This window comes from Streptomyces sp. ITFR-6 (genome assembly GCF_031844725.1).
GTDB lineage: Bacteria > Actinomycetota > Actinomycetes > Streptomycetales > Streptomycetaceae > Streptomyces.
Genome location: NZ_CP134612.1, coordinates 3,075,730 through 3,094,607 on the forward strand (window position 1 = coordinate 3,075,730; position 18,878 = coordinate 3,094,607).

An 18,878-nucleotide genomic window follows, 5' to 3' on the forward strand; every position below is an offset into this window, starting at 1 on the left:
CCGTCAGTCAGGCTCGGACTCTCGCGGCTGATACGAGCCATGACGCAAAGACGATCATTAGATCGTGTGCGGTAGAGGGCATTCGCGGTTCCCGCCGGCCGGTGTTCCCCATGCTGAGGAGCCCGAGACAAGATCACGGAAGGACTCGGCCATGACCGCTGCGGCACAGGACACCGTCACCGCCAAGCTTGATCGCACCTTCGACAGCATGGACGCCAACCACGACGGCCACGTGGACTGGACGGACTACCAGAAGCTCGCCGACCGCTACATCCAGGCCTACCAGCTCGACAGGGACGACCGCCGGGCCAGGGCTCTCCAGACCTTCTGCCAGATCTTCTGGCTGGAGTTGCTGCGCCACTCGGGCGTGGACGCTGACCGGCTGACGAAGGACCAGTTCATCACCGCCAACCGGCTCGCGGTCGTCGACACCAGCCGGCTCAACGTCACCGAGGGGGGCGCCCACGCGATCTTCGACGTCATCGATGTCGACGGCGACAACGAGATCAGCAAGGACGAGTTCGCCCGTTTCCTGAGGGACGTGTGGAAGACCGACGCCTCCGGTGCGATGGACCTGCACTCCAGGCTGGACACCGACGGCGACGGGGCGATCTCGCGTCAGGAGTTCATCCGCGCGGTGCGCGAGCACTTCCTCTCCAACGACCCCGACGCGCCGGGCGGGCTCTTCTTCGGACACGTCTGACCTGCCCGCTTCGGCGAGGCCCCGGCGGTCGCACTCGTCCTGCGGCTCCGGGCGCCCCGTCCCCTCCCTTTCCCTACCGCGCGAGCGTGTCCAGGGCTTCCGCGACCGGGAGTGGATCCAGGGGGGGGCCGACGTGTGACGCTCCGGGAAAATCGTGCACGCGGAAGCGGTTTCCGGGGGTGAACGCGTCGGCTTCCGCGATCATCCGGTCCTGGAGCGCGGTGGCGATCGTCCGGTCCCGGCCGAAACGCAGGTAGCTGCGGGGAACGCGTCCCCAGCTACCGGCCCGGCCGACCGCGCGGCCCGCGTACGCGGCGACGGGCTCGTCGGTCTGCATGCCGGCCAGGATCCGGCGGAAGTCGGCGTCGGGGTAGTCCGCGCAGATCATCTCCTTCAGGAGGGCCAGCGCATGGCTGTCACCTGTCCGGAAGTTCAGGCGCAGGACACCGAGCCGGTCGGGGTCGCCCACCGTCAGCTCGACCGGGCTGACGGCGTCCGCGTTCTAGGGCGCCGCCGTGCAGGCGTCCGCGGAGGGCATGGCACGGCTGGGGCAGAAGGCCGCCATGTAGCAGATGTGGTGGAGTAGATGCGGGACGGCATCAGCGACACGGCTGACAGAGACGCCGCCCAGGCTGTGCCCGACCAGTACCACCGGGCCGTTCCGTGCCGCCCGCCGGACGATGCCCGTGACGCGCGCCTCGTAGTCGTCCAGCCCGAGCCCCTTCAGCGGGGAAGGCTCGGCCGCCATCGCTTCGAGGTCCTGCCGCTGGTACGCCTCCGGCACGAAAGCCTCCGCGCCGTGCTGAGGCTCGTCCACCATGGCGACGCGGTGCCCGCGCAGCGCCAGCTCACGCGCGATGGGGGTCCAGAACGCACCGGCGCTGTGGGTGCCGTGCACCAGCACGTACGTGGTGGGCCCGCGACGCGGGCCCGCTGCGGCCGGCGAGGTCCCCAGCCCGGTGGCCAGTGCCGCGCCCCCGACCGCGAGCCCCAGCCCCGACCCCAGCCCCCCGCAGTGCCGTCCGACGGGTGGTACCTGTTCGCTCTTCGTTCGTCGTCTTCGTCATGAGCAAGACGCTATGAAAGGGCCGTTCGGCCCACCAGCGGCCCAGCACCACCACAGAGGTGGTGCCCAACACCCCCTACCCGAGTACCGGTTCCGCCCGGTTCGTGTTCTCAACGCATGAGTGGGCTCCCCGGACAACTCCGGGGGCCCACTCATGCGTTGAGATCGGTATGTCAGTGGCTGCAGTGGCTCTGGTAGTAGCCGCCGAGCTGCTCGTGGTAACCGGCATCCCCCACGGGCTTGTCCTTGTCGAACTCGGGGGAACCCTTGATCTGGTCCTTGGTGAGATCGACATAGATCTTTCGCTCCGCCTGATCGATCGTCTTCACGGTGCCGGCCGGCAGCAGCACATGCTTGCCGAAGATCCAGACACCGGTGTCGACCACGAGATAAGCGGAGTTGACGTCGCCCGAATGCTTGTCGACCTTTCCGATGCTTCCGTCGGTTGCCTCTACCTTGTACCCGATCAAATCGGTCCCGCAGCGTGACCGGAAGTCTACGTACAGCCCCAGATATTCTCACTCATATGCGTCTCCTCATCAGTAATGCTTCGCGGTCCGCGATCGAAAAGCATCGCAATCCGCAATGGCCTCACGCATATTTGGTGACGCGCTCTCAGAAAGGCGCCTGCCCCTCAGTTCGGATTCCAATCATGTCCGGCTGACCGGCACCCGCCGAGGGGGCGGGAGCGACCGGGAAGCCGCGTTGCAGTTGGAGATGAGCGAGGTCCAGCCCAGTCAGGCCTGAGCAGAGAGGGCGCTCGAACCTGGGCAGGGAAGGGGGCTGCCGGGGAGACCGGCTCACCGGCAGCCCCCTTCCCTGCCCTGAATTTATTTCAGGAGAGTCGTGTGTGAAGTCGAACCCGAGGGGCAGACGGTCGGAAGAACAGCCTCCTGGCAGCCGCACAGGGGACTTCATACATGCCAATACATTCAACGATGGGAAATGACATGATTCTCCTGGGGCTTATTCTGCTTATTGTCGGCCTGCTCACCAGCCTGGGACTGCTGACGACCATCGGCGGCATCCTCATCGTGGTCGGCGCCATCCTGTGGATCCTCGGCTCGACCGGCCGCGCGGTCGGAGGACGGAAGCACTACTTCTAGGTCGGGCCCTTGAGTGTCCAGCTGGACACGGCCCGCTTCAGGAAGCGGGGCGCCCGGACCCCCTCCGTGCGAGGCGCCTGAACGAGCGTTGGGGCACGGGGCCACCAGGTCAACCCTGGTGGCCCCGTGCCCCAACGCTTTACCCGCGCCGGAAGGGCCCTGGCGGGGTGGCCGGATCCTCGGGCCACGCGTGCACCGCCTCCACGACGAGTGGGCGTGATGGCGTGCCCGCCGACCCCATCGGGGTGCGCCGCCCGTCCCGTTCGAGCGCTTCCGCAGCACTGAGGGCTGCGTCGATACCGTCCTCGTAAGCGACGATGTGCGACCACTCCCCGTCCGCGTCGATCGTGGGGCAGCTCCCGATCTCCTCACGTCTCGACCACGTGAGATGGATGATCGAGTAGCGAGCGGGTGTATCGAGGTGGCGGCAGAGCACGTCGTCGTTCGACCACCGATGCGCGATCACCTCCAGCGCTGCACCGAAGAACGGATGCGCGGGGTGCACCTCGGTCCTGAGCTCGTGCGACAGCGCCGTGTGGTCGAGGTCGCAGCCCTCGCTCAAGTCGCACCAGTCGTCCCCGAGGCCTGCGACCCTGTCCGTGTCCTTCATCTCCCTCATCGGCCGGCCCCCGCCTCCGCAGGTCAGACGCTGCCGAACTCTCCGGCCTTCACGCCCGCCACGAAGGCGACGAATGAGCCGGTGGCCACGTGCAGAGCAGGGCCGCTCACGTTCTTCGAGTCACGGACCGGGACGACGCCACGTGCGGCGACGAGGTCCATGGCGGCCTCAACGCAGTCGCCGCCGTTGTCACTGTACGAGGACTTGAACCAACGGGGGGATTCGGTCGTCACGTGATGCCCTTTCGCAACTCACTGATCATGGACATGGACGCCGCTGGTGACAGCGATTCGCCCTGTAGTTGATGGTAGGCCGTCAACATGGGCATCACAGAGGTAGGTTCCCGGTCCAGGTGTCCCTGGGCCTGAGACTCCGCGTAACAGAGCACGGACCGATCCGACAACGTCAGAAGGTTGATGGGCAGGTTGAGGGTGCGGCGCTCGCCAATCTCGTACGGCGCTACCTGGAGCAGAGTGTTCGGCTGTGCGGCGAACTCGATGAGGTGCGCCAACTGGGCGTCCATCACGGCGGCCCCGCCGACGGGTCGACGGATGCAGCTTTCGTCCAGGATGACGAACACCATGGGTGGCCGTGGCCGCACGAGCGCCGCCTGTCGCTCCGCCAGGAACGAGACGCGCTCCTCGGCCTGTTCGGGCGTGATGGCGCCTCGCCGCACGGCACTGTCCGCCAGCACCCGCGCGTACTCGGGCGTCTGCAACAACCCTGGGATGATGCCGATGTTGTAAAGCCGGATCTCCACAGCCCGGCCCTCGTGCCCCACGTACTGCGGGAAGCCCTCCAGCATCGACCCGAGTCGCATCTCGCGCCACTGACTTTCGAACGTGTCAGCGGTTTCCGCGGTGCCGAACACGAGGTCCGCACTGCGCGAAAAGCGGAGAGTCGGCATCTTGCGACCAACTTCCACGGCCGAGATGTGCGTAGCGGAGTACCCCATCCGTTCGCCCAGCTCTTCCTGCTTCCATCCGCGCGCCTCGCGTAGGCGGCGGATACGTGCCCCGAATGCAGCTTGCGGACTGCTTTCCGGGTTCAATTCCTTGCCATTCAAGGGGAGATCACCAGTCTTCCGTTCATGACTGACAGGTTGAACAGCTCCTGACTCTAGGTCACGCTGAACGCCCTTGGTAGTGGAATGACTACAGAGAGGTGCGGCGATGCCTGAGCAGAAGCGCGTCCAACCCCCGCCCGCCGGGGCACTCCTGGTGGACCGGGGCCGTAACGACCGGGGCGGGGAGTTCCGGGGCGTCTCCGGCCCCTACTGGTCGCTGCGACCGGTCGGCGGGGGTCCCGAGTGGGAAGCCCTCCCCGAGTACGTACGGCCCGCCACCCGCGACGAGCGCCTCCGCGCCCGTACCGCGTACGAGAACGCCAGGAGCCGGGGGGACGTGGCATGACCGCCCGCGACAACAGCGCCGCCGAGCCCACCGAGCCCGCCGCGTGCCAGGTCTGCCAGGAGTTCGAGCTGGCCGAAGCCGTGGCCCGGAGTCAGCGGGACGAGAGCCGGGCGACCGACTGCCGGGTGCTGCGCAGGCGGCACCGGGACGCCGAGCACGCAGCGCCCGGGGAGCCGTCGTGAAGCGCGGCTCCGAGCAACGGGAGCGCGTCGCATTACCGTTACGGGCTACGGGGCGGAGATCACCGTGACCGACGGGCAGCGCGCGGTTTCGCTGGGCGAGGTCGTGGTGCGCAATCGGCGGCTCGCCCTTCGGTGGCTGCGGCGGCAGGCGCTCCGGCTCGCGGAGGGGCCCGGTGCTCGGTGCGGCTCGGGGCGTTCCGGAGGGGCGGGCGTACGGGCGGCCGTCCTCCGGAGCCGTACCGTGCTGGACGGGCTCCGGGGCTGGGCCGGGGACCACGCGCGGCAGGACGAGGCGATGGCACGGCTGGAATCCGGGTGCCCCGACGCGTTCACCCTGGTCGACCCCACCGCCGGGCTGCTGGTGACTCTCGCCGTACGGCGCGTCCGGTCGGGCCGGGTTATGGGCGTCGAAGGCGTCGGCTCACGGCAGCACCCGTACGAGCGCGTCCAGCGTGCCCGCCCAGGCGCCGCCGGTCGGGGTTCCGTAGCCGATGACCAGCGCCTCGCGGCTCACCTGGGCGTCCGGGTGCCGATAGCGGGACAGTCCCTCCACCGCCAGCCCCTGCCAGGCCGCAGAGCGGACGACGTCCGTCTCACTGCCCTCCGGGAGTTCGAGTACGGCGTGCAGACCGGCGGCGATCCCGCTGATCCGGATGGCCGGGGCCCGTTCCGCCAGGGCGGCGACGAGCTGGTCGCGGCGTCGGCGGTAGCGCAGCCGCATGGAACGCACATGCCGGTCGTACGCGCCCGAGGCGATGAACTCCGCGAGCGTCAGCTGGTCCAGCGCGCTGGACGACCAGTCGCTCAGCCCCTTGGCCTCGGCCACCTCGCCCACCAGTGCCTGCGGGACCACCATCCAGCCCAGCCGCAGCCCCGGCGCCATGGACTTGCTGGCCGTGCCGAAGTACACGACGTGTTCCGGGTCCAGTCCCTGGAGGGCGCCGACCGGCTGGCGGTCGTAGCGGAACTCTCCGTCGTAGTCGTCCTCCAGGATCAGGCCGCCCGTGCTCCGGGCCCAGTCGACGGCGGCGGCCCGCCGGTCGGGGTGGAGCGGTACCCCGGTCGGGAACTGGTGCGCGGGTGTCAGCAGCACCGCGCCCGCGCCCCGCACAGCGGGTAGTTCGCCGGTCCTGGAGCCGAGTTCGTCGAGCGGCAGGCAGGGGAGGCGCAGCCCGGCCTCGGTGAGCAGTCGGGTGTGCACGTCGAGTCCGTACGATTCGACGGCCACCTCCCGGACGCGGCGCTCCCGCAGCACCTTGCCCATCATCGTCAGTCCGTGGACGAAGCCGGAGCAGATGACGATGCGTTCGGGGTTCGCGTACACGCCCCGGGCCCGTGACAGGTAGTCGGCCAGCACGGTGCGCAGTTCGACGCGGCCGCGTGGATCGCCGTAGCCGAGGGCGTCGTTGGGGGCCGAGGTGATGGCGCGGCGGGCGGCCTTGAGCCATTCGGCGCGCGGGAACGTCGAGAGGTCGGGCGAGCCGGGCATGAGGCTGTAGGCGGGGCTGGTGCGGGGCGGCCGGGAACGCGGCGCCCTGGCCGCCGCGCGGCGCGGCTCCGCGCGGCGGGCGACCCGGGTGCCGGAGCCCTGGCGGGCGGTGAGCCAGCCCTCCGCGACGAGTTCCGCGTAGGCGTCCGCGACGGTGTTGCGGGCGATCCCGAGGTCGGCCGCGAGGGTGCGGGAGGACGGCAGCCGGGTGCCCGGTGCCAGCCGTCCGGTCCGGGCCGCCTCGCGCAGGGCGTCCATGAGCCCGGCCCGCAGTCCGGTTGCGCCGGTCGGGTCAATGTGCAGGTCGGCGCCGAAAGTGGCCCAGGGATCCGTCATGAAAATGGACCATACCGCTGCGCCACCCCGCGCGTAACGTCGTATCCATGACCACGAACGAGCACCACCACGCGACGTCCGAGTACACCGCAGAGCACACGCCCCGCATGCAGTGGGCCGAGCACGCCCCCGACGTCTACAAGGCGATGGCCCGGCTGGAGGCGGCGTCCCGCAAGGGGCTCGACCCGGTCGTGGCCGAGCTGGTGAAGATCCGGGCCTCACAGATCAACCACTGCGCTTTCTGCCTCGACATGCACACCAAGGACGCCCTGGCGGCGGGTGAGTCCGTGGAGCGGATCGTGCAGCTCAGCGCCTGGGAGGAGTCGCAGCACTTCTTCACGCCGAGGGAGATCGCGGCGATCGAGCTGACCGAGGCGGTGACCGTCCTGACCGACGGTTTCGTTCCGGACGAGGCGTACGAGAAGGCCGCGAAGCACTTCGACGAGGCGGAGCTCGCCCACCTGATCGCCGCGATCATCACGATCAACTCCTGGAACCGGTTCGCCGTGTCCACCCGGATGGTGCCGGGCCACTACACGCCGGGCGACCACCGCTGACCGTCCCGCTCCCCGCCCCTCCCCCGTCTGGAGCCCCCTCGATGACCGCGTCCGAACTGCTCGCCCTGCACCGCGGCCGCACCCCCGGCGATCCCCTGGTCCTGCCCGGCCCGTGGGACGCCGCGAGCGCCCGGGTCTTCGCGGACGCCGGGTTCCCGGCCCTGGCCACACCGAGTGCGGGCGTCGCTGCGTCGCTCGGGTACGAGGACGGGGAGACGCCCGCAGAGGAGATGTTCGCTGCGGTGGCGCGGATCGCCCGCTCCGTCGCCGTCCCCGTCTCCGCGGACATCGAGGCGGGGTACGGGCTCACGCCGAAGGAACTGGTGGAACGGCTGCTGGCCACCGGGGCGGTCGGCTGCAACCTGGAGGACTCGGTGGACGGTGTCCTGATGGAACCGGACCGGCAGGCGGACCGGCTGGCGGAGGTGCGGGCGGTCGCCGGGGACGCGCTCTTCGTCAACGCGCGGGTCGACACGTATGTGCGCGGCGTCCCGGCCGGTACGGACCAGGAGGCGGAGACCGTGCGCCGCGCGCTGCTGTACGTGGCGGCGGGCGCGGACTGTGTCTACCCGATCGGCGCCCCGGCCGAGTCGCTCCCCCGGCTGGCCGCCGCCGTGACCGCACCGCTCAACGCGCTCGCCCGGCCGGACGGTCCGGGCCCGCGTGGGCTCGGGGAGCTGGGCGCCGCCCGGATCACCTTCGGCCCGGGACTCCAGCGCAGGGCCATGACCGCCGTGCGCGGCATCGCGGACGAGCTGCGCGACGAGCTGCGCAGGCCCTGAGCCCCCTGGCGTACGGAAACACCGCGCCCCCGGCAGCGAGCGGCTGCCGGGGGCGTCTGCGTACCCGCGAACGGGCGGTGGATCAGATGAGGCCGAGCTCGCGGACCGCGTCGCGCTCCTCGGTGAGCTCCTTCACCGACGCGTCGATGCGCGCACGGGAGAACTCGTTGATGTCCAGGCCCTGGACGATCTTGTACGTGCCGTTCTCGGTGGTGACCGGGAAGGACGAGATGATGCCCTCGGGGACGCCGTAGGAGCCGTCCGACGGGATGCCCATCGAGGTCCAGTCGCCTGCGGCGGTGCCGTTGACCCAGGTGTGCACGTGGTCGATGGCGGCGTTCGCGGCGGAGGCGGCGGAGGACGCGCCACGGGCCTCGATGATCGCGGCGCCGCGCTTGGCGACGGTCGGGATGAAGGTGTCGCCCAGCCAGGCCTCGTCGTTGACGAGCTCGGCGGCGTTCTTGCCCGCGATCTCCGCGTGGAAGATGTCCGGGTACTGGGTGGCCGAGTGGTTGCCCCAGATCGTCAGCTTCTTGATGTCGGAGACGGCGGCACCGGTCTTGGCGGCCAGCTGCGAGATCGCGCGGTTGTGGTCGAGGCGGGTCATCGCGGTGAAGCGCTCGGCCGGTACGTCCGGGGCGGCGGCCTGCGCGATGAGCGCGTTGGTGTTGGCCGGGTTGCCGACGACGAGGACCTTGATGTCGTCCGCGGCGTTGTCGTTGATCGCCTTGCCCTGCGGCTTGAAGATGCCGCCGTTGGCGGAGAGCAGGTCGCCGCGCTCCATGCCCTTGGTGCGCGGGCGGGCGCCGACGAGCAGGGCGACGTTGGCGCCGGCGAAGCCGACGTTGGCGTCGTCGGTGATCTCGATGTTGCGCAGCAGCGGGAAGGCGCAGTCGTCGAGCTCCATCGCGGTGCCCTCGGCCGCCTTCAGCCCCTGCGGGATCTCCAGGAGACGCAGGTTGACCGGCACGTCCGGGCCGAGCAGGTGGCCGGAGGCGATGCGGAAGAGCAGCGCGTAGCCGATCTGGCCGGCTGCGCCGGTCACGGTGACATTCACGGGAGTGCGGGTCATGGCGATCTCCGTTAGACAGCTGGCGGTGGGGGCTCCTGGCCCCTGGTGCTGGACATCCCTGAATCTTGATGTGAAGAGATATCCAGCGATCAGGCTATCCGACCCGGAACCCCATGGCCGCCCGGCCCCCTGTGGCACCGCCCACAACCGGTCACTCCGCGCTCACGGCGGCTTCCCGCGAGGCCCCGCGAGGCCCCCGGTTCGCCGGTCACCCGGTCGACCGGTTCACCCGGTCGCTTCGGCCGTGCATCCCTCCGTGCCGGTGGCGAGGGTGGCGCACGCCTTGACGTCCGCGACCCGCTTCACGGCGACCATCGGGGTGTACGTCTCCAGCGCGGTGGACACCTTGCCGTCCTGGCCCGCGCCGCCCGCGCTGATCCGCACGATGTCGCCGGCCGCCGCCTTGGTGATCCGGGCCCACGCCGCCCCGCAGGGCTCGCTGTAGCGCACCTCGACGACGCTCGCGCCGACGGTGGCGCTGGCGACCGTACGGACGTGCTTGCCGCCGCACCCCATGTCCTCGGGGTCCTGCCCGGCGCATGCGGAGCCGTTGCACCCGACGCCGGCCGGCAGTTTCGGGGCGCTGGTCGTCGGTGTCGGGGAGGGGGCGGCGGCCCGGTCGGCGTCGGAGTCGCCACCGGGGCCGGTCAGCAGCACGGCAGCGGTCACCGCGGCCAGCACGCCCAGCGCGGCCACGGCGATCACCAGCTGTTTGCGGCGGCTGCCGTCGTGGCCCCCGCCACTGCCACGACCCCCGCGGCGGCTTCCGGGCTCGGGGTGCGCGGACGGCGGCTGACCGGGCCCCGCGCCAGCACCCACGCCCGTGCCCATGCCCGTTCCCGTGCCCACGGCCTGAACCGGCCAGGCCAGCGGCTTTGACTGCGGCTGCGGCTGTGACTGCTGGGGGATGTGCGGAACGGTCCCGCGCTGGACGGGTACGGACGGCGAGCGGTGCCCGCCGCTCGCACCGGCAGCGCCCTCGGCCGTGCCGACGGCACCTGAGGGGCGGCTCCTGCCATGGCCGCGCGACGGCTGCCCGGTCTCACCGAGCGCCGCACGCGCCTGGATGATCCGCATGCCCTCCATCGTCATGTCGTGACGCATCTCGGCCCGGCTCCAGGCCCGTTCCGTCAGCTCCCACATGGTGTTCAGATGGACGTGGTTGGTGCCCGTCACCTCGGCCAGCGCGACGATCGCACCCCTGGGGGCGAGGAGCCGCCCGTTCAGGTACCGCTCCCACGACGTCTTGCTGTACCCCGTGCGGTCGGCCACCGCGGCGATGCTCAGGCCGCTGCGGTCGACGAGTCTGCGCAGCTGGCCCGCGAACTCCCGTACCTGTGGGTCGAGATCCTCCGGCAGCGCCTTCCAACGAGGCATTACTTCCCCCTGCTTCCCAGTTCCCGCTTCACGTCGTTTCGGCTTCCGCTTTCCCGTTTCCGGATGCGTCCCGCGCACCGCCCGTCCCCCTGCCCGGAACCAGTGGTCTTCGGCTCCGGGCTACCCAGGGAGATGCGCGAACGCGGACCGCCAGTTCCTCGCGAGGCAGCGCACGGTTGCACTCGTGCGTCCGGCACACACCCTCGCGCGGCCCTGCCTCACCGGACCGCGGCCATCCGCCGACTGTCGTACACCGGCTGTCCGCCGGGCCAGTCTGCCACCGTTGCCTGACGATCACACCGTGGCGGAATGGTCACTTCCGTGCCACAGGCCACAGACATCCCTTGAACAGACCTCCCCCAACCACAAGGCTGGAACCAGGACGGGGCGAGGCCGCTCAACTCGCCGCGCGGAGCTTTTCGCTCCGTGCGCGCCCCGCCCCCCGGCGTCCGTCCCTTCTCGGGGGAGGGGACGGGCGCCGGTGAGCGGCACGGTTCAGCGGATCGTGAAGTGGACCGCGTTCTCCAGGAACGGGATGTCCAGCCACGGCCTGGGCTGGGCCATCAGCGAGAGCATCACGATGAGGACGCCGAGCAGTCCGTACGTCACCAGGTCCGTGAAGCGGGAACGCACCGCGAGCATGCCCACCGAGGGGATCACGAGCCGGAGCACCGCGCCCCCGATGAGGGCCACGCCGATCAGTATCGTGCCGATCCGGAACGCCTCCGCGAAGGGGTCGGTGGCCACGACCAGCAGCCCGATCGCGGCCGTGCAGAGCACCGCGAGCAACGGCCACTGCCGGGCGGGGGCCGGGGCGTCCCCGCCCGCCGCCCGGCCGCCGCCCTCGGGGCGCGCGGTGTCCGTGGTGAGCGACGCCGCCTCGCGCGAGCGGCCCGTCGCGGACCCCTCGGCGGGAGGGGGTGCCAGGTGGCTGCCGGTGCGGCCGTCCGCGGCGGTGTCGTCCGCCGCGCCACCCGGCGCTTCTACGGCTTCCGCTTCCGCTTCCGCGTCGTCGCTCTCGGCGGCCGGCCCGTCCGCAGCGGCGCGGTCGGCCGGACTCGTACCAGCACCCATGGGGTTCCTTCCGGTTCGGATCAGCCCGCGGCCGGGGCGGAGTCGCGCTCGGCCGCCTCGACCACGTTGACGAGCAGCTGGGCGCGGGTCATCGGGCCGACGCCGCCCGGGTTGGGCGAGATCCACGCGGCGACCTCGGCCACGCCCGGGTGGACGTCACCGACGATCTTGCCGTTCTCGTCCCGGCTGACGCCGACGTCGAGCACGGCCGCGCCCGGCTTCACGTCCTCGGGCTTGATGATGTGGGGCACCCCGGCGGCCGCGACGATGATGTCGGCCTGCCGCAGCTGGGCGGACAGGTCACGCGTACCGGTGTGGCACTGGGTCACCGTGGCGTTCTCCGACTTACGGGTCAGCAGCAGCGGGATCGACCGGCCGATGGTGACACCGCGTCCGACGACCACGACGTGCGCCCCGTTGATCTCCACACCGTGGTGGCGGAGCAGCTGCACGACACCCTGCGGGGTGCAGGGCAGCGGGCCCTTCTCGTTGAGCACGAGGCGGCCGAGGTTCATCGGGTGCAGACCGTCGGCGTCCTTGGCCGGATCCATCAGTTCCAGGACGCGGTTGGTGTCGATCCCCTTGGGGAGCGGCAGCTGCACGATATAACCCGTGCACTCGGGATCGGCGTTCAGTTCGCGTACGACGTCCTCGATCTCCTCCTGGGTGGCGGTGTCGGGGAGTTCGCGCTGGATGGAGCCGATGCCGACCTGCGCGCAGTCGCGGTGCTTGCCTGCCACGTACCACTTGCTGCCCGGGTCGTCCCCCACCAGGAGGGTTCCCAGGCCGGGGGTGATGCCCCGCGCCTTGAGGGCCGCCACGCGGACGGTGAGATCGGACTTGATCGCGGCTGCGGTGGCTTTGCCATCGAGAATCTGGGCAGTCATGGGGGCATTCTCGCGGATGACCCCACCCGGGACCAATTGCAGGTGCCGGCCGTGGACACAAGGTTGCGCTTGGACAACTTCTCGCACAGCGGCTGGACAAACTTACGTCCCGCTTATAACGATGAAGGCCGCAGTGCCGCAGAAGTACCCGGGGGGCGGACCGCTGATGTTTTCTTCCTCCATGCGGCCGCAATTCGTCCCCGTATGTCCGTTGGAGGAAACGCCCACATGAGCTTCGGCGACCCGAACCCGAACAACCCCTACGGGCAGCAGCCCGGTCAGCCGCCGCAGGGCCCGCCGCCCGGACAGCCGGGCTACGGCTACCCCCAGCAGGCTCCCCAGGGCATTCCGCCGCAGGGCCAGCCCGGCTACGGCTACCCCCAGGCGCCCGGCATCCCGCCGCAGGGCCAGCCCGGGTACGGCTACCCGCCCCAGCAGCCGGGCGGCACACTCCAGGCCAACAACGGCTACATCAACGTCCCGGGCCTCGGCACCGTCGAAGTCGCCACGATGGGGCGCCGCCTGGGCGCGCGCGCGCTGGACGGCGTCGCGTACGGCATCCTCTACGTGATCTTCTCGGTCATCGGCATCGCGAGCCTGGTGGGCGCCTCGAAGACCGTCGACGACTGCAGCGACACCGCGTACGGCACCGCCGCCCACACCCAGTGCGTCAACGACGCGGCCTCCGCCAGCGTCGGCGTCGTCGCGGGCTTTTTCGGCTTCATCGCCGTGTTCGCGCTGATCGCGCTGCTCTACGAATGGCTGATGGTCTCCATCTGGGGCGCCACCCTCGGCAAGATGGTCCTCAACGTCAAGGTCGTCAAGGAGAGCACCGGCCAGGCCCCCGGCCTGGGTGCGGGCTTCATCCGCTGGATCCTCCCGATGGTCGGCTCGCTCTTCTGCGGCCTCGGCACGCTGCTGGTCTACCTCTCCCCCTTCTTCGACAACTCGGGCAAGCTCCAGGGCTGGCACGACCGTGCCGGCTCCACGATCGTCGTCAAGACGAAGTGAGCACGCTGAAGGTGTAGCCACCCGCACCACGGCGAAGGCCGCCGACTCCCCTTGCGTTCCGGGGCGTCGGCGGCCTTCGGTCGTACTCGGGCCACCCGGGTGCGATGCGGCTCAGTGGAAGAAGTGCCGGGTGCCCGTGAAGTACATCGTCACGCCCGCCTTCTTCGCGGCCTCGACCGCCAGCTCGTCGCGGACCGAACCGCCGGGCTGGGCCACGGCCTTGACGCCGGCCCCGGTCAGGATCTCCAGCCCGTCGGGGAAGGGGAAGAAGGCGTCGGAGGCGGCGTACGAGCCCCGGGCCCGCTCCTCGCCCGCGCGCTCGACGGCGAGCTTCGCGGAGTCGACGCGGTTGACCTGGCCCATGCCGACGCCGACCGAGGCGCCGTCCTTGGCGAGCAGGATCGCGTTCGACTTGACCGCGCGGCACGCCTTCCAGGCGAAGGCCAGCTCCCGCAGCTCGTCGGCGGAGAGCGCCGCGCCCGCGGCGAGCGTCCAGTTGGCCGGGTCGTCGCCCTCGGCCTGGAGCCGGTCGGTGACCTGGAGCAGCGCACCGCCGTCGATCGGCTTGACCTCGACCTCTGCGGACGGGGCCTCGGGACAGCGCAGCACCCGGATGTTCTTCTTGCGGGAGAGCACCTCGACGGCGGCGTCCTCGTACGCCGGGGCGACGATGACCTCGGTGAAGATCTCCGCGACCTGCTCGGCCATGGCGACGGTCACCGGACGGTTGACGGCGATGACACCGCCGTACGCGGAAAGCGGGTCGCAGGCGTGCGCGTTGCGGTGCGCCTCCGCCACGTCGGCGGCGATGGCGATGCCGCACGGGTTGGCGTGCTTGATGATCGCGACGCACGGCTCGGTGTGGTCGTACGCGGCCCGGCGCGCGGCGTCGGTGTCCGTGTAGTTGTTGTACGACATCGCCTTGCCGTGCAGCTGCTCGGCACCGGCCAGGCCGCCGGTACCGGAGGTGTAGAGCGCGGCGGGCTGGTGCGGGTTCTCGCCGTAGCGCAGCACGTCCTGGCGCTCGTACGTCGTACCGAAGAAGTCGGGGAAGCCCGAGTCGTCGGCGGCGGCGTAGCCGTCCGCGAACCAGGAGGCGACCGCGACGTCGTACGCGGCGGTGTGCTGGAAGGCCTCGGCGGCGAGCCGCTTGCGGGCGGTCAGGTCGAAGCCGCCGGCCTCGACCGCGGCCAGCACGTCGGCGTAGCGCTCGGGGCTGGTGACGACGGCCACCGACGGGTGGTTCTTCGCGGCGGCACGGACCATCGACGGGCCGCCGATGTCGATCTGCTCCACGCACTCGTCGGCCGAGGCGCCGGAGGCGACGGTCGCCTTGAACGGGTAGAGGTTGACGACCACCAGGTCGAACGGCTCCACGCCCAGCTCCGCGAGCTGCTCACGGTGGGCGTCCAGCCGGAGGTCGGCCAGGATTCCGGCGTGGACGCGGGGGTGCAGCGTCTTGACGCGGCCGTCGAGGCACTCGGGGAAGCCGGTGAGCTCCTCGACCTTGGTGACCGGCACTCCGGCGGCCGCGATCTTCCCGGCGGTGGAGCCGGTGGAGACCAGCTCGACACCGGCCTGGTGCAGGCCGCGGGCGAGGTCTTCGAGCCCGGTCTTGTCGTAGACGCTGACCAGGGCGCGGCGGATGGGCTTATTCACCGACATGATTGAGATGAACCTTTCGTCCCTCAATGCGATAGCCGTCACGGGCGAGCCGCCCCACGGCCTCGACGAGCAGCTTGCGCTCGACTTCCTTGATGCGTTCATGGAGGGCCGCTTCGCCCTCCGGGGTGTCCTCTTCGGTCACCTCGACCACGCCCTGCGCGATGATCGGACCGGTGTCGACGCCGTCGTCGACGAAGTGGACGGTGCACCCGGTGACCTTCACGCCGTACGCGAGCGCGTCACGTACCCCGTGGGCACCGGGAAAGCTGGGGAGCAAGGCGGGGTGGGTGTTGATGATCCGGCCGCCGAACCCGGCGAGGAACTCCTTGCCGACGATCTTCATGAACCCCGCGGACACGACGAGGTCCGGGCGGTGCGCGGCGGTGGCGGAGGCGAGCGCGGCGTCCCACTCCGCACGCGTCGCGTGGTCCTTGACCCGGCACACGAACGTGGGGATTCCGGCCCGTTCGGCCCGCTCCAGACCGGCGATTCCGTCGCGGTCCGCACCGACCGCCACGACCTGCGCGCCGTACCCCTCGGGGTCGTCACCGATCGCGTCGAGCAGGGCTTGGAGGTTCGTACCCGATCCGGAGACCAGGACGACCAGTCGGGCCGGGGCGGCGGAGGAGAGCGGGGAGGCCACGGCTGGGCCCTTTCTCGCGTATGGAGCAGTTCGAAGCGGCCGCGCCACGGCGGCCATGCTGTTTGTACGGTCGTACGAAAGAACCACGCTCCCCGATACGGGGAACTCTACGAACGAGCCGACCGTCAGCAACGATACCGGCACCTTGCGAGGCCCTTGCGTGACGGGGGTGAGGGACCGGTGGCGCTCCGGTCGGCACCGGGAGCGGGTGCCGCGGACGGCAGCTGTCGGCCACCGCGTGTGCACGCCCAGCTTTCGGCCCCTCCTCGCCGGGAGGTAGCGTCAGGGACAGCGAACCGTCCGCAGGGCGGCAATGACGAGATGGGGAAGACGTTCACCATATGCCGGACCGACGCCGCCGCACCGCCTTCCGCCACCCGCTGACCGAGCCCAGCTCACTGCTGATGCGGGAGCGCCAGTCCCCCACGCCGGGCTCCTCCTCTTCTTCCTCGTCCTCTTCGCCGTCGGGGTCCTCCGGGTCCGGCCCGCAGGACGACAACCCCTTCGCGCCGCCGCCGGAGGACCGCCCGGACCAGCCGTGGCAGCCGCGCCACCCCGCCAACGGCGGGAACAACGGAAACGGGAACGGGGACGGCGGGGACGCGCCGGAGGACGGCTCCACGGACAACCGGCCCGTCTGGGGCAGCCAGTGGAGCAGCCACCAGCCCGGACACCAGAGCGGCGGCTTCGGCGGGCAGCCCGCCGGACCCACCGGACCGAACGGACCGGGTGGCGGCAAGGGCGGCCCCGAGGGCAAGCCCGGCGGCTTGCGCTGGGACCCGACCGACCCGGTCCAGCGCCGGGCGCGCTACTCCCTGCTCGCCGGTATGTGGGCCTTCTTCTTCGCGATCTTCGATCTGCCGGAGATCGCCCTGCTCCTGGGGGCGCTCGCGACCTACTGGTCGATCAGCGCGCTCCGGGCCAAGCCGAAGGACCCGTCAGCGGCCGGTGACAAGGCCGCCGCGCAGCCCGCGGCCCCGGGCGCGGACGCCGCTCTCCAGGGGCCCGGTGCCGCTGCGGGCCCGGCCCCCGCGCCGGGTTCGGCAGCAGTGCCGGGCGCGCCGGGCTCCAATGTCCTGCAGCGCGGCAGCAGGCAGCTGACGACGGCCGCCGTCAGCGGCCTGGTGACGGCACTGATCGCTCTGGCGATCGTCGTGACGTCGTTCACGGTGCAGCTGGTCTACCGCGACTACTACACCTGCGTGAACGACGCCCTCACCAAGTCGGGCCAGGTGGCCTGCAACGACCTGCTGCCGAAGCCGCTGGAGCCCCTCTTCGGCGTCAAGAAGTAGCGTCCGGCGGGCGGACCGGTCCGGCCTCGGCCGACTGGTCCGCCCTCTCGTTGTCCGCCCTCGCGTGCCAGGGATCGGTGGGCAGGAAGTCGTACAGCTCGTCTTCCCCGTCATCCCTGCCGTCCTCACCGTCCTTGGCGTCCTTGGCGTCCGTGTCCCGCCCGGCGGTGCCTTCCGATACGGGAGCGGGGGCGGGCGCGGGGGTCGGTTTCGGGGGCGGTGCCTGTGCCGGTGCGGGCACGGTGCTCTTCGCCGGCTGCTCGGGGGCGGTACGTCCACGCAGCCGCCAGGCCCTCAGCAGCAGCGCCAGCGGAACGCCGAGCACCGCCGTCCACACCAGGGCCGCCGCCCCGGTGCGCCACCACACCGGGCCGAACTCCGCCAGTGCCCGGGTCCCGAGCGGTCCGCCGGCCGCCGCCGCGAGGAGCGCCGCACCGGCCCCGCACCCCAGCGCCCCCAGCGCGGCGGCAAACGCGGTCTCCCGCAGGCTCCACGCCTCCTCGCGCTCACCGTGCGCGGGCGCCGCCCGTCGCACGGTGAACCAGGCCACCGCCAGCGCCGCCGCGACCGGGACCGCGGCCGTCGCCCAGTTCGGCGGCGTCCCCGCGCCCTCGGCCGGCATCGCGGCCAGCAGCGGGAAGTCCGGCACCGCTGGGCGTCCGGTGAACGCCATCGGGCCGACCGTGGACGCCGTACCGAGCGCGAACCCCGGCCCGAGCCCGTAGGCCGCACCCCAGACCGCGGCGTTCGGCACCAGCAGCAGTGCCAGGAACAGCACCGCGAACCGGCCGGTCCAGTCGCCGGAGAGCCGCAGGAACGAGTCCTGGACCGGGTCCGCGTGCCACACCAGCGCCACCGCGACCACCAGCGCGCCGCCGCCCAGCAGAACCATCACCCCGGCCGCCGCAGAGCGGCCCGCCGCCTCCGCCCTCCGGACGAACCGGGAGCGCGCCATCGCCTCGTGCAGCCGCACCGGCGCCCATGACGGCGGCGGCCCGACCGGGCGCCCGGCCGCCGTCCACACCCCGGCCGCCGCCGCGCCCGCCACCACGAGGAGCGACGGGAACAGCAGGGACAGCGGCTCCGCGGACAGCGAGGCCCCGCGTGCGTAGAGCGCGACCGGCGCCCCGACCAGCAGGTATCCGCCCGTCACCAGGGCGAACGCGGCCCCGGGCGAGGGGGCTCCGCGCCCTTCGTCGGGCTCCAGCGCGTCCCTGACCGCGCGGTGCACCAGCCAGACCGGCACGGCGGCGAGCAGCAGCGGCACGACGCCGACGGGGGCCGGGGTCCCGGTCAGGGTGTCGGTTCTGATCAGTTCGGCGCCATGGGCGAGCAGCCAGAGCCCGGCGGCCGTGTGGACGGCCTCGCCGGGACCGCCGGCGGAGGCCGGGGAACTGATCCACAGCACCATGACGAGCACCGCGATGGAGCCCAGCCCGAGCCCCGCCGCGAGCACCCCGCGCAGCAGCGCCGAGGCCAGTACGGCGGGCCGTCCCTGCTCTGCCGACAACGAGGGGCTGCGTTCGGTCACTTGGGTCACGCCGCAATGCTCCCAACGACACGCGCTTAATCCATGTAACAGGCGAATGACCGCTGTGTCGCTCA

Annotated in this window: 19 protein-coding genes and 2 pseudogenes; 8 read left to right on the top strand and 13 right to left on the bottom strand. The window is 71.2% G+C overall.

From position 1 onward, the window contains the following. Positions 1–151 precede the first annotated feature (151 nt). Positions 152–703 (top strand): EF-hand domain-containing protein, encoded by a 552-nt coding sequence (locus RLT59_RS13660; protein ID WP_311303663.1) that lies wholly within the window; start codon positions 152–154, stop codon positions 701–703. A gap of 73 nt (positions 704–776) precedes the next feature. On the opposite strand, the pseudogene RLT59_RS13665 reads toward RLT59_RS13660, so the two are convergent. Next, positions 777–1,776, bottom strand: a pseudogene (locus RLT59_RS13665) (alpha/beta hydrolase). A gap of 166 nt (positions 1,777–1,942) precedes the next feature. Beyond that, positions 1,943–2,295 (bottom strand): annotated as a pseudogene (locus tag RLT59_RS13670) (PRC-barrel domain-containing protein). A 424-nt stretch (positions 2,296–2,719) separates the two neighbouring features. Between RLT59_RS13670 and RLT59_RS13675 the strand changes: the two are divergent. Further along, positions 2,720–2,875, top strand: a complete 156-nt coding sequence (locus RLT59_RS13675; protein ID WP_311303664.1) for a DUF6131 family protein — start codon at positions 2,720–2,722, stop codon at positions 2,873–2,875. A gap of 139 nt (positions 2,876–3,014) precedes the next feature. Here RLT59_RS13675 and RLT59_RS13680 read toward each other — a convergent pair whose 3' ends face one another. From RLT59_RS13680 to RLT59_RS13690, 3 genes are read right to left on the bottom strand one after another with little or no spacing between them, the layout of a single operon-like run. Then, positions 3,015–3,494: a hypothetical protein gene (locus RLT59_RS13680; protein ID WP_311303665.1), complete on the bottom strand. Its 480-nt coding sequence runs from the start codon at positions 3,492–3,494 to the stop codon at positions 3,015–3,017. A 23-nt stretch (positions 3,495–3,517) separates the two neighbouring features. Further along, entirely contained in the window at positions 3,518–3,727 is a 210-nt protein-coding gene (locus RLT59_RS13685) for a DUF397 domain-containing protein (RefSeq protein ID WP_311303666.1), read from the bottom strand. After that, positions 3,724–4,560 (bottom strand): helix-turn-helix domain-containing protein, encoded by an 837-nt coding sequence (locus tag RLT59_RS13690; RefSeq protein WP_311303668.1) that lies wholly within the window; start codon positions 4,558–4,560, stop codon positions 3,724–3,726. Before RLT59_RS13690 ends, RLT59_RS13685 begins: the two co-directional genes overlap by 4 nt. 106 nt (positions 4,561–4,666) lie before the next feature. Here RLT59_RS13690 and RLT59_RS13695 point away from each other — a divergent pair, with 106 nt between their 5' ends. Both RLT59_RS13695 and RLT59_RS13700 read left to right on the top strand, forming a co-directional pair. After that, positions 4,667–4,906 carry a hypothetical protein gene (locus RLT59_RS13695; protein WP_311303669.1) on the top strand — a complete coding sequence of 80 codons (240 nt, stop codon included), beginning with the start codon at positions 4,667–4,669 and terminating at the stop codon, positions 4,904–4,906. Then, positions 4,903–5,088, top strand: a complete 186-nt coding sequence (locus RLT59_RS13700; RefSeq protein ID WP_311303670.1) for a hypothetical protein — start codon at positions 4,903–4,905, stop codon at positions 5,086–5,088. The genes RLT59_RS13695 and RLT59_RS13700 overlap by 4 nt, the downstream gene beginning before the upstream one ends. 421 nt (positions 5,089–5,509) lie before the next feature. Here RLT59_RS13700 and RLT59_RS13705 read toward each other — a convergent pair whose 3' ends face one another. Further along, the gene (locus RLT59_RS13705) at positions 5,510–6,913 is read right to left on the bottom strand and encodes a MocR-like pyridoxine biosynthesis transcription factor PdxR (protein ID WP_311303671.1); all 1,404 of its coding nucleotides are present in this window, start codon (positions 6,911–6,913) and stop codon (positions 5,510–5,512) included. Between the two features lie 47 nt (positions 6,914–6,960). Here RLT59_RS13705 and RLT59_RS13710 point away from each other — a divergent pair, with 47 nt between their 5' ends. Further along, entirely contained in the window at positions 6,961–7,470 is a 510-nt protein-coding gene (locus RLT59_RS13710; RefSeq protein WP_311303672.1) for a carboxymuconolactone decarboxylase family protein, read from the top strand. 41 nt (positions 7,471–7,511) lie between these two features. Continuing rightward, positions 7,512–8,252 (top strand): isocitrate lyase/PEP mutase family protein, encoded by a 741-nt coding sequence (locus tag RLT59_RS13715; RefSeq protein ID WP_311303673.1) that lies wholly within the window; start codon positions 7,512–7,514, stop codon positions 8,250–8,252. Between the two features lie 82 nt (positions 8,253–8,334). On the opposite strand, the gene RLT59_RS13720 is transcribed toward RLT59_RS13715, so the two are convergent. From RLT59_RS13720 to RLT59_RS13735, 4 genes are all read right to left on the bottom strand, one after another. Beyond that, positions 8,335–9,324 carry a malate dehydrogenase gene (locus RLT59_RS13720; protein ID WP_024488992.1) on the bottom strand — a complete coding sequence of 330 codons (990 nt, stop codon included), beginning with the start codon at positions 9,322–9,324 and terminating at the stop codon, positions 8,335–8,337. Positions 9,325–9,549: 225 nt separating this feature from the next. After that, on the bottom strand, positions 9,550–10,701 hold the full coding sequence (locus RLT59_RS13725) for a helix-turn-helix domain-containing protein (protein ID WP_311303674.1): 1,152 nt from the start codon (positions 10,699–10,701) through the stop codon (positions 9,550–9,552). A 495-nt stretch (positions 10,702–11,196) separates the two neighbouring features. Then, positions 11,197–11,775 (bottom strand): DUF3017 domain-containing protein, encoded by a 579-nt coding sequence (locus RLT59_RS13730; protein ID WP_311303675.1) that lies wholly within the window; start codon positions 11,773–11,775, stop codon positions 11,197–11,199. 20 nt (positions 11,776–11,795) lie between these two features. Further along, positions 11,796–12,662 carry a bifunctional methylenetetrahydrofolate dehydrogenase/methenyltetrahydrofolate cyclohydrolase gene (locus RLT59_RS13735; RefSeq protein ID WP_311303676.1) on the bottom strand — a complete coding sequence of 289 codons (867 nt, stop codon included), beginning with the start codon at positions 12,660–12,662 and terminating at the stop codon, positions 11,796–11,798. Positions 12,663–12,890: 228 nt separating this feature from the next. On the opposite strand from RLT59_RS13735, the gene RLT59_RS13740 reads away from it, so the two are divergent. Beyond that, positions 12,891–13,673, top strand: coding sequence for an RDD family protein (locus RLT59_RS13740; protein ID WP_311303677.1), 783 nt, complete (start codon positions 12,891–12,893; stop codon positions 13,671–13,673). Between the two features lie 111 nt (positions 13,674–13,784). On the opposite strand, the gene purH is transcribed toward RLT59_RS13740, so the two are convergent. Both purH and purN read right to left on the bottom strand, forming a co-directional pair. Next, the gene (gene purH / locus RLT59_RS13745; protein ID WP_311303678.1) at positions 13,785–15,338 is read right to left on the bottom strand and encodes a bifunctional phosphoribosylaminoimidazolecarboxamide formyltransferase/IMP cyclohydrolase; all 1,554 of its coding nucleotides are present in this window, start codon (positions 15,336–15,338) and stop codon (positions 13,785–13,787) included. Beyond that, positions 15,325–15,981, bottom strand: coding sequence for a phosphoribosylglycinamide formyltransferase (gene purN / locus RLT59_RS13750; protein WP_311303679.1), 657 nt, complete (start codon positions 15,979–15,981; stop codon positions 15,325–15,327). Before purN ends, purH begins: the two co-directional genes overlap by 14 nt. A gap of 341 nt (positions 15,982–16,322) precedes the next feature. Here purN and RLT59_RS13755 point away from each other — a divergent pair, with 341 nt between their 5' ends. Continuing rightward, positions 16,323–17,273, top strand: a complete 951-nt coding sequence (locus RLT59_RS13755) for a hypothetical protein (protein WP_311303680.1) — start codon at positions 16,323–16,325, stop codon at positions 17,271–17,273. On the opposite strand, the gene RLT59_RS13760 is transcribed toward RLT59_RS13755, so the two are convergent. After that, positions 17,263–18,804, bottom strand: coding sequence for a cell division protein PerM (locus RLT59_RS13760; protein ID WP_311307718.1), 1,542 nt, complete (start codon positions 18,802–18,804; stop codon positions 17,263–17,265). The genes RLT59_RS13755 and RLT59_RS13760 overlap by 11 nt on opposite strands. Positions 18,805–18,878: the final 74 nt, after the last annotated feature.